Source organism: Nitratiruptor sp. SB155-2 (assembly GCF_000010325.1).
Lineage (GTDB): Bacteria > Campylobacterota > Campylobacteria > Campylobacterales > Nitratiruptoraceae > Nitratiruptor.
On the sequence record NC_009662.1, the window covers coordinates 1,158,297 to 1,171,026 of the forward strand.

At 40.2% G+C, this 12,730-nt stretch carries 16 protein-coding genes; 8 read left to right on the forward strand and 8 right to left on the reverse strand.

The features are described from left to right. Positions 1-106 precede the first annotated feature (106 nt). The 6 genes from NIS_RS06095 to NIS_RS06120 are packed head-to-tail and all read right to left on the reverse strand — an operon-like array spanning position 107 to position 5,228. The gene (locus NIS_RS06095) at positions 107-1,270 is read right to left on the reverse strand and encodes a class I SAM-dependent rRNA methyltransferase (protein WP_012082508.1); all 1,164 of its coding nucleotides are present in this window, start codon (positions 1,268-1,270) and stop codon (positions 107-109) included. Beyond that, positions 1,267-2,403: a dihydropteroate synthase gene (gene folP / locus NIS_RS06100; protein WP_012082509.1), complete on the reverse strand. Its 1,137-nt coding sequence runs from the start codon at positions 2,401-2,403 to the stop codon at positions 1,267-1,269. Before folP ends, NIS_RS06095 begins: the two co-directional genes overlap by 4 nt. Beyond that, complete coding sequence (locus NIS_RS06105) at positions 2,400-3,005, reverse strand: DNA polymerase III subunit delta' (RefSeq protein ID WP_012082510.1); 606 nt, start codon at positions 3,003-3,005, stop codon at positions 2,400-2,402. The genes folP and NIS_RS06105 overlap by 4 nt, the downstream gene beginning before the upstream one ends. Beyond that, entirely contained in the window at positions 3,002-3,559 is a 558-nt protein-coding gene (locus NIS_RS06110) for a HobA family DNA replication regulator (protein WP_012082511.1), read from the reverse strand. Before NIS_RS06110 ends, NIS_RS06105 begins: the two co-directional genes overlap by 4 nt. Further along, positions 3,556-4,761, reverse strand: a complete 1,206-nt coding sequence (locus tag NIS_RS06115; RefSeq protein ID WP_041354039.1) for an aspartate kinase — start codon at positions 4,759-4,761, stop codon at positions 3,556-3,558. The genes NIS_RS06110 and NIS_RS06115 overlap by 4 nt, the downstream gene beginning before the upstream one ends. Beyond that, entirely contained in the window at positions 4,761-5,228 is a 468-nt protein-coding gene (locus NIS_RS06120) for an RNA pyrophosphohydrolase (protein WP_012082513.1), read from the reverse strand. The genes NIS_RS06115 and NIS_RS06120 overlap by 1 nt, the downstream gene beginning before the upstream one ends. Positions 5,229-5,315: 87 nt before the next feature. On the opposite strand from NIS_RS06120, the gene hemW reads away from it, so the two are divergent. Further along, positions 5,316-6,353, forward strand: coding sequence for a radical SAM family heme chaperone HemW (gene hemW, locus NIS_RS06125; protein WP_012082514.1), 1,038 nt, complete (start codon positions 5,316-5,318; stop codon positions 6,351-6,353). Here hemW and NIS_RS06130 read toward each other — a convergent pair. Next, the gene (locus tag NIS_RS06130) at positions 6,336-7,328 is read right to left on the reverse strand and encodes a DUF1566 domain-containing protein (protein WP_012082515.1); all 993 of its coding nucleotides are present in this window, start codon (positions 7,326-7,328) and stop codon (positions 6,336-6,338) included. The genes hemW and NIS_RS06130 overlap by 18 nt on opposite strands. 95 nt (positions 7,329-7,423) lie before the next feature. Between NIS_RS06130 and tatB the strand changes: the two genes are divergently transcribed. Genes tatB through NIS_RS06165 form a run of 7 tightly spaced genes read left to right on the forward strand, consistent with a single transcriptional unit; the run spans position 7,424 to position 12,321 of the window. Next, positions 7,424-7,801 carry a Sec-independent protein translocase protein TatB gene (gene tatB, locus NIS_RS06135; RefSeq protein WP_012082516.1) on the forward strand — a complete coding sequence of 126 codons (378 nt, stop codon included), beginning with the start codon at positions 7,424-7,426 and terminating at the stop codon, positions 7,799-7,801. After that, positions 7,794-8,534, forward strand: a complete 741-nt coding sequence (tatC, locus tag NIS_RS06140; RefSeq protein ID WP_012082517.1) for a twin-arginine translocase subunit TatC — start codon at positions 7,794-7,796, stop codon at positions 8,532-8,534. Before tatB ends, tatC begins: the two co-directional genes overlap by 8 nt. Then, positions 8,534-9,556, forward strand: coding sequence for a tRNA preQ1(34) S-adenosylmethionine ribosyltransferase-isomerase QueA (gene queA / locus NIS_RS06145; protein WP_012082518.1), 1,023 nt, complete (start codon positions 8,534-8,536; stop codon positions 9,554-9,556). The genes tatC and queA overlap by 1 nt, the downstream gene beginning before the upstream one ends. A gap of 55 nt (positions 9,557-9,611) precedes the next feature. Further along, the gene (locus NIS_RS06150; RefSeq protein WP_012082519.1) at positions 9,612-10,088 is read left to right on the forward strand and encodes a SixA phosphatase family protein; all 477 of its coding nucleotides are present in this window, start codon (positions 9,612-9,614) and stop codon (positions 10,086-10,088) included. Next, a complete protein-coding gene (locus NIS_RS06155) occupies positions 10,088-10,276 on the forward strand; it encodes a hypothetical protein (RefSeq protein WP_041354040.1) in 189 nt (62 codons plus the stop codon). The genes NIS_RS06150 and NIS_RS06155 overlap by 1 nt, the downstream gene beginning before the upstream one ends. Beyond that, entirely contained in the window at positions 10,257-11,045 is a 789-nt protein-coding gene (gene xth, locus NIS_RS06160) for an exodeoxyribonuclease III (RefSeq protein ID WP_012082520.1), read from the forward strand. Before NIS_RS06155 ends, xth begins: the two co-directional genes overlap by 20 nt. Then, positions 11,026-12,321 carry a chloride channel protein gene (locus tag NIS_RS06165; protein ID WP_012082521.1) on the forward strand — a complete coding sequence of 432 codons (1,296 nt, stop codon included), beginning with the start codon at positions 11,026-11,028 and terminating at the stop codon, positions 12,319-12,321. The genes xth and NIS_RS06165 overlap by 20 nt, the downstream gene beginning before the upstream one ends. Here the strand turns inward: NIS_RS06165 and NIS_RS06170 are convergent. Beyond that, positions 12,315-12,719: a Fur family transcriptional regulator gene (locus tag NIS_RS06170; protein ID WP_158297276.1), complete on the reverse strand. Its 405-nt coding sequence runs from the start codon at positions 12,717-12,719 to the stop codon at positions 12,315-12,317. The genes NIS_RS06165 and NIS_RS06170 overlap by 7 nt on opposite strands. Positions 12,720-12,730 lie beyond the last annotated feature (11 nt).

Sequence of the window (12,730 nt, forward strand, 5' to 3'; positions counted from 1 at the left end):
CTGCATAAGAGAAAGTAAATAAAAAAATAACCAATAGTTTTAAATATTCAGCATTTTTTAAATTCATATTACGATGGTAACAAAAAAAGTTTAAATAGGTCTAAAATCAGTGTGAAGTAACCTGGATGAGTAGGCCTTTGAGATATAAAGAAAAGGGATTGTTGAGAATATAGGGATGATCGATATCTTGATACATATGGGCAAGCACTTCCACTCTTTTGTGATTATCTTTTGCGGCTTTGAGTACAATGTGCACAAGATCATCCATATCTACATAGTGGGAGCAAGAAAAAAGAGCCAGTTTACCACCCTCGTCCAGCAACTTCATGGCATTGACACTGATATCTTTAAATCCTTTCAATGCACCACCTTTTTGATGTCTACTTTTGGCAAAAGATGGAGGATCCAAAACGACAGTATCAAACTTTGCTTTTTTCTTACGAAGCTCTCTTAAATAGTCAAACACATTAGCCTCTACAAATTTTCCAACCACACCATTGAGCCGGAAATTTGATTTTGCTAGAGCGAGGGCTTGAGAAGATATATCTACAATCTCCACATCGGCACCCTTTTTCGAAGCAGCATACAGACCAAACCCTCCACTGTTGCTAAAACAATCAAGCATTCGCTCTTTTTGTTTCATAAACTTGGTAACAATCGCTCTATTTGCTCTTTGATCTAGATAGAACCCCGTTTTTTGAGAGTTTTTGATATCAACTACAAAACGTATACCGTTCTCTTCGATTTCAATATGTTCCGGCAATGCACCGATCATTTTTTCAAAAGGCTCTTCTCCCTCTTTTCGCATCGCACTTTCAGGAGCTGTGATATAAGCTCCTTTTGGTGCTGTGATTTCAAATAGGGTCTTGACAATCTCCTCTTGAAATAGAAGAATACCGGCAGTGACAAAGTGGATGCTTAGATACTCTTCATACTTGTCCACAATGAGACCCGGTAGCATATCTGCTTCAGAGTGAATGAGTCTATACGCATTCGATGGAATATCAAGTCGTTTGTATAACGCTTCTTGAACTCTTTTTTTAAAAAAGTTGGCATCTATCGGTTCATTTGAAAAACTTAAAATTCGAATGGCAATAGTACTTTTTGGATTGATGTATCCAATTCCTAAAAATTTCCCCTGTTCATTTTCTATGTGTACGACTTCTATGCCAAATTTTTCCAAAGGAGTAACAATATCGCTTCTATATACCCAAGGGAAAAACTGCAAAAGGGTTTGGGAGGCCTTTTTATTGACAACAACTTTTTTCACTTTATACTCTCCAATGCTTGATATACCCTGATTGCTTGATGATGCTCTTTGACATCGTGACAGCGAATGATGGAGGCACCATTTTGAATTGCTTTGAGATGGATGGCCAATGTTCCTGGAAGACGCTCTTGCACAGCAGCTGGAACGATTGCATCGATCATCGATTTTCTACTGGCTCCCACTAAAACCTCATAACCAAATTTCGTAAACTCACTCAAATCTCTGATCAACTCTATATTGTCTTGCAGTCTCTTTCCAAAACCGATACCAGGATCCAAAATAATATTTTTGATATCAAATCGTTTCGCTTTTTCGATTCTCTCTTCGAAAAAACGGCTTACCTCTACAACCACATCTTCATAAAAAGGATTGTTTTGCATATCCTTTGGACGCCCTTTTTTATGCATGATGACAACTGTCGCACCATACCTGGAAGCTATCTGTGCAAGCTCGTCACTCTCTAGTCCAGTAATGTCATTTAAGATATGAAATCCATTTTGCAACGCATATTCGGCTACTTTTGGCCTATAGGTATCAATGCTGAACAGTACAGGAAAATGGTTTTTTTTGAGTGCATCTATAATCGGCTTCACTCTTGCCAATTCCTCTTCTTCACTGATCTCTTCACTGCCCGGTCTGGTGCTCATGCCTCCTATATCGATGATGTCCGCCCCATCAACGATCATTCTCTCAATCGCTTCAAGAGCTTTTTCTCCTTGAAATCGACTTCCGGGATAGAAACTGTCATCATTGGCATTGATGATCCCCATTATTTTTGTCTCGAACCGATTTCTTTTCAGATATCTTTGCAACTCTTTCGCCAAAGATTTCAGACCATATGGCTGAGCAAGCTCTTTTCGACTCAAAATCTCTATATGTTTTCTCGTTCCCATCAATAAAACATCGACCGATTTGAATGCGCAAGTAATGGTCCCGTTTGGAAGCGCTACATCGGCCCCGACACTCAATGCATCCTGCTTCAAAATATTGGCAGCACCCACGTGAAGATTTTTGATCAAAAAAAGCATTACTTCACACTTTTTGGACATGATGGTGATACCGGGTTTATCGACACCAATCTTTTTCATCAATTTGGAAGCATCAATGTGTGTATCGATCTTTTGTATCGTCACCTTCGCCTCTTTTTATGGGTTAACAAAATCAAACCGGCCGTGATCAAAACGTTGGAGATATTTGTATTGAGCTCGATAAGATGCAGTGCGTTGGAAAAGTAGTCCATCTCACGTTGTGAGAGAGGATATCCGTTTTTCAAAGCAAATTTTAGCATCGATTTGATAAGCTCTTTTGCTTCAACTTTTGTTATATCTTTTCGTTTGACGAGTTCATATAAAATCTCCAAATCAAACTTTTCCAAATCTATCTCTTGCGCCTCTTTGCTTTTTTCTTTCACTACGGGAAGTCTGGAAAGAATCGTTGGCAAAAAAGTGGATTTTGCTTTGGAAATCAGGATGAAACAGACATTTTTTGGGGGTTCTTCCAAAACTTTTAAAAGAGCATTTTGGGCATAGATATTAAATCTGTTCCCAAAAAGCAAAATATATTTTTTCTCTTTCGTAGCGATAAAAGCCTCTTTGATCGCCTCTTTGGCAAGTTCCAGTTTTATCTCGCTCTCTTCGAATATAGCAAGATTTTCGGACTCAAGCCCTTCTTGAAACTGCAGTTTTATAGCTTCAAAATCTTCACAAATAATGATTTTACTTTGGCCATCTATCATATTTGTAATGCAAACTCTCCAAAAATCGCCGCATCCAGGCTCTTTTCAAAAAGACGAAAAAGCTGCAACAGTTTCATATCGAGGAGTTCATCATAGGATTTAAGCGTAAAATTGTTCTGCATATCCTCGTCCATGATCCATAAAAAACTGTCATCTTTCCGTTTCGCTATTTTGACCAAAGGATAGTTGGACCGGCCCACATACCAGATAAAATACTCCCCGGCATAGGAAATATCGAGCATATCAAAAAAAAGCTCTATATCTTCGTTTGTCTGGATATTTTTGAGATAAGGAGCTGTTTTTTTGAGATTGTAGATGGGAATGAAAGGACGGGTTTTCAGCGATTTGTTAAATGTCGTGATAGCGTAGTCACAAAACCAGTCCCGTTCATCGTCTGTGAGCATCAATACACTATAGCCCGATATGATCTTCTTTAAAGCATCCATAGCCAGAGGAAGCCACTCATAGCGACGCTCCTCCAGCCAGTTCATCATACTTTTATCGTAGCGGATAGTCTTTAGAGTCCATTGATCAAAAGTGGTTTGTTCGCTCATTTATCCAGTTCGTATGCGGCGTGCAAAGCCCGGACCGCAAGCTCTCCATATTTTTCATCGATGATCATCGATATTTTGATCTCGCTGGTGCTGATCATTTCGATATTGATATTCTCTTTTGCCATGGTCTCGAAAGCTTTGCTGGCAACGCCGCTATGAGACTTCATACCAACCCCGACAATACTTACTTTTGCAACATCGGGATCATATTCAATCTTTTCATACTCCTCTTTAAACTGCTCCATCACCTTTTTCACTCTCTCTAGCTCATTTTGCGGAACAGTAAAATCAAGGTTTGTTTTGCCATCTTCACCGATCGTCTGCACGATCATGTCCACATTGATATTTTCACTGGCCAACGCTTTGAATATCTCCGCTGCAATACCCGGTCTGTCCTTGACACCTCTTAGACTCACTCGTGCTTGATTCTTATCAAGCGCAATGCCGCTCACCAAAGGTTTTTCCATGATATCCTCTTCCTTTGTAATGATAGTTCCTGGATTGTCGTTGAAACTGCTTTTCGCTTCAATCACGACGCCCAGTTTCTTTGCAAGTTCCACGCTTCTGTTTTGCAGTACTTTTGCACCAAGACTCGCAAGTTCCAACATCTCGTCGTAGCTAATTTTCTCTAACTTCTTCGCTTTTGGCTCAATCCTCGGATCTGTCGTATAGACACCATCCACATCAGAATATATTTCACACTTATCTGCATGGAGAGCCCCAGCGATGGCGACCGCAGTCAAATCGCTTCCACCGCGACCAAGTGTCGTTACCTGACCATCTTCCGTAATTCCCTGAAATCCTGCAACGACTACAATCTTACCCTCTTTCAAGGCATTTTGCATCGGCTCTGGATTGATCTTTTCGATACGTGCGACAGTATGGGATTTGTCTGTCACGATGCCAGCTTGCCGTCCTGTCATCGCAACGGTGGGATAGCCCATCTCATTTAAAGCGATTGAAAGCAGTGCCGCAGTGACACGTTCACCACTGCTTAAAAGCAAATCCATATCTCTTCTGCTTGGCGTAGCACTGAAATGCTTTGCAAACTCGATCAATTTATTGGTCTCTCCGCTCATAGCAGAGACTACAACTACCACATCGTTGCCGGCTTTTTTCGTTTGTGCCACCCTTTTGGCAACATTTTCTATCCGCTCAAGCGATCCAACACTCGTTCCCCCATATTTTTGTACGATCAACATCAAAAATACCCCTCTTTTTTGAAATACTCCAAAACTTTTTTATAGACCGGTCTTTTGAAAAATGTCACATAATGAAAAAGATCCTTGTATGGAACAAATTTATAATCATTGAACTCCGGCTCTTTTGTATCCAGATCGATTTTCGCTTCGGGTTTGAGCTTGACAAGAAAATATTTTTGGGTCTGCCCATCGTAAGGATACATCTTTTTCGCTATCTTTTTTGGAAAATCGTAACTCACCCACTCCGGAAATTCGGCAATGATTTCTATCTTATCTGTGCCAATCTCCTCTTTAAGCTCTCGAAGCAAGGCCTCTTTGGGACTCTCACCCTTATCGATACCACCTTGAGGAAACTGCCACGAATCTGGCACATCACTTCTTGCAGCAATGAAAAACTCCACTTTTTTTGGATAGTTGCTACTCAATACAATTGCTGCCACATTCGGCCTATATCTCTTTTTTTCCATTCTTTCCTCATGCCGCAGGAGAATCCCGCTTCGGTATCGCTTTTTTAATCGCTATAATACCCACAAAGGTTTTAAAAAAGGATAAAATTGCTTCTATATTGTCACATCCCTTTTTGTGATAGCAAATGTCATTACTGCGCTTTCAACTCCTTTACTTCCAATCATCATCTAAAAAAAGAGTATATGGACGCATTTTTACGACAACTCAAATTTGACCTTGACCGTTTTGGAGTCAAAAAGCTTGAGACAGTCTACATTGGTGGTGGTACTCCCTCCACCATAAAACCGAAACTCTACGAGCCCCTTTTTGACACAATAACCAATCTCATTGATGAAGATACAGAAATCACCATTGAAGCCAATCCAAACAGCGCTACCAAATCCTGGCTGGAAGGGGTAAAATCTTTGGGAATCACCCGTATCAGTTTCGGCGTACAAAGCTTTCATGAAGAAAAATTGAAACTTCTTGGAAGAGCCCATACTCCACAAGATGCCATCAAAGCGGTAGAAACGGCTTTCAAAGCTGGAATTGAGCATATCAGTATCGATCTTATTTACGACACCATACTCGATAGCAAAGAGCTATTGCAAAATGAGGTCATGCAAGCAATCAAGCTTCCTATAGATCACATATCAGCATACGCCCTCATCTTAGAAGAGGGAACACCCTTTGAAAACAAGATGGAGATGAAAAAAGATGACGAACACCAAGGCTATTTTCTAAAAGAGCTCATTCCATTCGAACAGTACGAGGTCTCCAATTTTGGAGAGTACCGTTCGAAGCACAATCTTGGATACTGGCAACTCAAATCCTATCTTGGCATAGGATGTGGTGCTGTCGGATTTGCTCACAAAAAACGATATTATCCAAGCAGTGATCTTTTAGCATATATCAAAAATCCAACGATGTATGAAGAAGAAATCTTAAGTGAAAGTGAACTCCGATTCGAAAAGATATTTTTGGGACTTCGCAGCATTGTAGGAGTCGATATGCAACTTCTCGATGCCCAAAAAGTCGCTCTACTTCAAGAAGAGAAAAAAGTCGAGATACGAGAAGGAAGACTCTATAACAAAAACTTTTTTTTAGCTGATGAAATAGCTCTGTTTCTATGCGAAGAAACTTGATTTGATTCGAATATTATGTAAAATCTTTTTCTTGATAGATTGCAATTTTTCTGATTTGATAGTTCGTAAAAAATCTTGAATCAACTGAACGCTTTTACTATCGAGTTCATATCGCTTTACAATTTCAAAAAGATCTTGCAGTTTTATTTTTTGCTCTCGCTTTGATTCTACAATCTCTTGTATCTCCATATAAGGATCAAAGATCCCATAGGTTTTGGCAACCTCCTCCATATCACTGACACAACGGAAAAAATAGCGTTCATTTTTCGGACCCGTAGCCACACTACCAACGGCAAATCCAACCAAATAGACCTCATCATCATTAAATTCATCGTCGCTTAAGTAGTATTTGTGATGCATGTGACCAAAAATCTTTTTATTCACAGCAGGTTTGACATAGTTGTAGTTGACAATGGAATAGAGTTCATCCACTGTCGGCAAACGCCAAGATCTTCCAAAAAGATGGAGATTCTCGCAGTATTGCTGCGCCTCTTCATAATTGGACTTTTTTGCATCTCGTTTTTTATCGTACGGTTCCCAATAGATTTTGTTCTTATAGTCTGCCACCATACCGTTTGCAAGCTTTTTAAAATCTTGGTCCAGTTGATGGATCTTTGCTTCATTTGTACAGATGACATACGCTTTCGTATCTTTTGGTGTAGGTGTAATATCTCCGTCTTGCAGATAAAATGCAAAAGCGGGGATCGCTTTGTTTTGGACAAATATTTCACTCTCGTGACGGATATTTTTCTCAATTCTTGCCTCACCCAAAGTATTACCGCTCCAATACAGCTTATCTTTTCCAAATCGTTTTACTTGACCTCTGAGTTCAAAAAGCTCCCAAATCTCTGCTATTCTCCACTCTTTTCCAAGTTTTTTGCACGCATGCAACGCTTCTAAATAGGTGTATGTCCCAGGTATTTCTTTTACTTGGGCAAAAAGCAATATAGGTACAAAAAGTAGTACAAATTTCATTCTTCCCCTTTTATTATGGATTAGGATATGATACTTTATCAAATTGTAATATCTTTTGATGTACAATTTTCCAAATTTCCGATAAGGAACTCTTTATGTTTGGCATGGGTTTTACTGAGATATTGATGATTGCCGTTGTGGCAGTTATTTTTTTGGGACCAGACAAGTTACCGCAATTTCTTGTGGATGTAGCCAAGTTTTTTAGAAGCGTCAAACGAGCGGTGAATGATGCAAAAACGCAGCTAGAGCAGGAAGTAAAACTCACTGAACTCAAAGACGAAGCTCTCGAATACAAAGAAAAATTCCGTTCAGTTACCGAAGAGATGGGTTCCATCACCGCAGAACTTCAAGAAGATCCTTTGGCGGAAGTGGAAGAGATCAAATCTGCAATCGAGAGCGAACCGAAACGGGAAGTTGTAAAATTCAAAAAGAAAAAACTGATTGATGAAGATAAGGATCAAGTGAATGTTTGAAGAGCTCAAACCCCATTTAGCAGAACTTCGTAAAAGACTCCTCATTATCATCGCAACCCTTTTTGTGATGTTTGTGGTCTGTTTTGGATTTTGGGAACATATTCTGGATTGGATGATCATGCCTTTGAAACAAGCCCTTCCTCCAGGAAGCAATGTCATCTTTACCAAGGTTGGTGAAGCGTTTTTTACTGCACTCAAAGTCTCCTTTTTTGCTTCCTTGATCGTGAGCTTACCAGTCATTTTTTGGCAGTTGTGGCTCTTTATCGCTCCAGGACTGTATGAACATGAAAAAAAGCTTGTTCTTCCTTTCGTGATTGCAGCAACGGGAATGTTTGTTACAGGAGCACTTTTTGCATACTATGTGGTCTTCCCTTTTGGATTTAGCTATTTGATCAATTTCGGCTCCCAGCTCTTTACCGCACTGCCAAGTATCGGAGAGTATGTGGGATTTTTTACGAAACTGATGATAGGCTTTGGCATCGCTTTTGAACTCCCTGTTATAACATTTTTCCTGGCAAAGCTCGGCCTTGTCACAGACGAGAGTCTCAAAAGTTTTTTCAAATATGCCATCATCATCATCTTTTTGGTTGCAGCTCTGCTCACTCCACCGGATGTTCTCAGTCAGCTCTTGATGGCTGGGCCACTGGTCATATTATATGGAGTATCGATTCTTATAGCTAAGATGGTCAATCCTGCCCAACCTGAAGAGGAAGAGGAAGAGGAGAGCGAATAATGCTCGATCCCTTGAAGGTGGATAGCTACGACTATCACCTTCCCCCTCACCTCATAGCAAAAGAGCCGGTGCAACCAGCAGACAGGGCAAAACTGTTAATCTATGATAGAAAAACAGATACTATCACTCATACGATTTTTAAAAATCTTCCACAATTTCTTCCCCAAAAGACACATATTGTTTTCAACGATACAAAAGTGATAAAAGCCAGAATTTTTGGCCATAAAAGCAGTGGTGGTAAAATAGAACTGCTCATCAATCGTCCTTTAGAAAATGAGAGATTCAATGTCTTTATCCGGGGAAAAGTGAAGGTTGGAACAACGCTTCACTTTTCTCAAGGCCTCCAAGCCATAGTAGAAGAGCTGATTGAAGATGGAACTCGTATCGTCACATTTTATCACGACGAAAAGCGGCTATCCTTTCATGAACTTTTACCGATTCTTGATACAATTGGCTCAATTCCGCTCCCACCATATATCGATCGAGCGGCGAAAAAAGAGGATGAAACGAACTATCAGCCAATCTTTGCCAAAAAGGCAGGGGCCGTCGCGGCACCGACCGCATCACTCCATTTCACTGAACAGATGCTCAATTCTATGGCAAAAGAGTTTCCATTCCATTTTGTAACGCTCCATGTGGGAGCCGGTACGTTCAAACCCGTGGAAGCCAACCTCATCACCGAACACGCCATGCATTCAGAATATTATGAAATCCCCAAAGATACTATTGAAGTGATTGAAAGTGACGAAAAAGTTCTGGCAGTAGGCACGACCGTCACGAGAACGATCGAATATTACGTCCGGACGAAAAAAAGCTTTGGAGAGTGTGACCTTTTCTTAAATCCTCTCAATCCCCCCAAAAGAGTCGATCATCTTCTTACCAACTTTCATCTGCCAAAATCGACGCTTATTATGTTGGTAGCCTCATTCATTGGACTGGAAACGACCAAAAGAGTCTATCAAGAGGCCATTGAAAAAGAGTACCGGTTTTACAGCTATGGCGATGCGATGCTTATCTTATGATAGATTAAGATCAAGAGACTTATAATTGAAGAGCATCATTGCATAAAGGATCTATATGCAACTACTATTTATCAGACATGCTAAGGCATTATCGAGAGAGGAGTGGCAAGAGGATGATCTATTGCGTCCACTCAGCAAAGATGGTATCAAAAAAGCCAAATTATTTTTCAAAAAATTTCCTTTGATGTTTCAGATCGATGTCATCGTATCTTCTAAAGCTGTGCGTGCAGTTCAAACGGCCAAACTGTTACAAGAAGTCTATCCCAACGCGAAATACTACGAAACTTCCAGACTCAATCCAGGAGCGACACCACTCAAATATGAAGAGATGATCGAACGGTTCCGAAGCTATCAAAATGTGGCTTTCATAGGACATGAACCCGATATTTCACAAACAATCTCCCATCTCATCGGATGTGAGGAGGCAAACATCCTTATCAAAAAGGGTTCAGTGACTCAATTGCAAGGGGATCATATTTTCGAACTTACAGGTATGATCTATCCAAAGCTTTTACGCAACCTGGAGTGCTAATGGAACTCAAAGGCGGAGATCTTAGCAAAATACTTATTTTTGCTTTTATTGTCTTGGTTGGACTTGTAGGTACCTATCTTGAATTTCGTAAACCGAAAGAGAAAGAAGATCAATTCGAAATTGATCAAAAAAAGATCAATCAAGAGATCTTGGAGGAGCTTGAAAAACATGAAAATAGCCACATTTAACGTCAATTCCATCAATGCCCGACTTGAACTGGTCAAAAGATGGTTAAGTGAGAAAAATCCTATCGATATTTTATGCCTGCAAGAGATTAAATGCGAAGAGAATCGTTTCCCTTTCAAAGATTTTGAAGAGCTTGGCTTTCAGTGTGCCGTTTTTGGTCAAAAAGCCTACAACGGCGTTGCCATCTGTTCAAAATATGGTTTTGAGGAGGTACAAAAAGGGTTTGGCGATCCTTTCTGGGATGGACAGAAGCGTTTCATTCAAGCAAAAATCAATGGCACTCACTTCTGCAATGTATATGCTCCTCATGGAGATTTTGATGGTGAAAAGCACATCTACAAACTGCAGTTTTTTAAACATCTCAAAGAGTATATGACGCAATTCGATCTAAAAAAAGAGAATATTGTAGTTGTAGGTGATATGAATGTGGCAAGAGAGGATATCGATGTATGGGATGCCGAGCTCCTTCGTAACACAATCGGTTTTATGGACGATGAGCGAGAAGCATTCGAAGATTTTTTATCTATAGGTCTTGTTGATCTCTTTCGGGAATGCCATCCCGATACGAAACAGTTTACCTGGTGGGATTACAAAAACGGAGCCGTATGGAGAGACGAAGGAATGCGAATCGACTATATCCTAACTTCACCTGCCATGAAGGAGCGTTGTGAATCGATTGAAGTGGATATGTGGACGAGGAAGAGAAGATCCCCTACTCCAAGTGATCATGCACCGGTAGTCGGAGTATTTCGTGATCAAAAAAAATTATAAACATCTTGTCATTCGTTTCACTCAAAACTCAAAAGATCTTTTAAAAGCTTCCAACGATGTCATAAAATGGAGTGTATTAGCCATAGTTATAGGTATACTCGTTGGCTTTGGAGTGGCCTGGGCATTAAAACTACTGGAGTATTGTATTCAAGAAAGAAACATCCATATTCCTTCACTTTTTCTTTTCCTTCCCCTCCTTTTGGGTACCATCTCGTATCTTCTTTTTCGTTTTTACAAAGAGGTCATAGGAGATGGTACCGAAGAGATTATCAAAGAGGCTATATATAGTGACAGAAAGCTCAATGTTTCTCGATTCTTTCTCAAACAGGTCGCAAATTTTTGCACCATGATTTTTGGAGGTTCTGTTGGAAAAGAAGCCCCCTCGGCACAAATGGGAGCCTATTTTTCAAAAATCACAGGGAAACTCTTTCATATTCGTACAACAGAACAGATCATTCTCATTATCACAGGCACGAGTGCAGGGTTTGCCGTAGTATTTGGAGCCCCTATTGCAGCCGGTTTTTTCGCTCTGGAAGCACTTTTTGCCGGTAAGATTTTATATCGCGTTCTCGTACCATCCCTCATTTCCAGTTTTATTGCCTATTGGTGCATGCATATAGTCGATATCCATTATATCTACCATCCTGTTACCGTAGGTCTCGTACCCAATTTTTGGGAGCTTTTCAATATTATAAAAACGGTCTTCGCAGGACTCCTTTTCGGTTTTTTGGCTTATCTGTTTATCGTTCTCATGCAGTGGTCTGGAAAACTGGCCCTCAGCGAAACGGTCCATCCTTTTTTAAAAGGATTTCTAGGAGGAGTGATTCTTGTAGCCGTTGCCTTTACCTTTGGAGATCAATATCTAGGTCTTGGGTTGAGAACGATAGATCTTTCATTGTCGCACGAGACACAGATTGCCTGGTATACACCTTTTATAAAACTCTTTACTACATTTGTCACATTAGGAAGTGGAGGAAGCGGAGGGTTTGTTACTCCTATTTTATTTGTTGGTGCAACCTTCGGAAATTTTTTGGGTCACTTGCTCGATTCCAATATATCCCTCTTTGCAGCGCTAGGATTCGTCTCTGTTCTGAGTGGTGCTACAAATGCTCCAATTGCTTCGACAATTCTTGCAGCGGAGCTTTTTGGCATTGAAACAGCCCATTTCGCAGCGGTTACATCGATCATTTCATATCTCATATCGAGTAAAAAGTCGGTATTTGACCCTGAGATCTTAGATACCATAGAGCAAAAATTTAATCGTCATATTCACTGACACCGGGCACACACACCCATAATCATAACGGACGATTCAGAAGGCTCAAACCCTTCGGGCAATTCTATCTCAAGGCATTTTGGTTCATCTACATCATACACTTCTCCACACTTTTGACAAACAAAATGGCTGTGTTTATGCTTCGTTACTTCAAATTTACTTTTTCTGTTAGGGATCTTTATCTCTTGGATGATCCCGGAATCAAGCATTGTATTGATGTTTTTATAGACAGTAGCCAAAGAGATAGTGACGAATTCCTTCTTTATTTCACTGTAAATATCTTCGATATCGGCATGCCCTTTTTTATCAAGAATACCCAGCATTGCTACCCGTTGAGGCGTGGATTTGAGTTCTTTACTTTTCAGCATTTCTGTATAGATATGATAGCGATTTTCCACTTTTCCCCCTT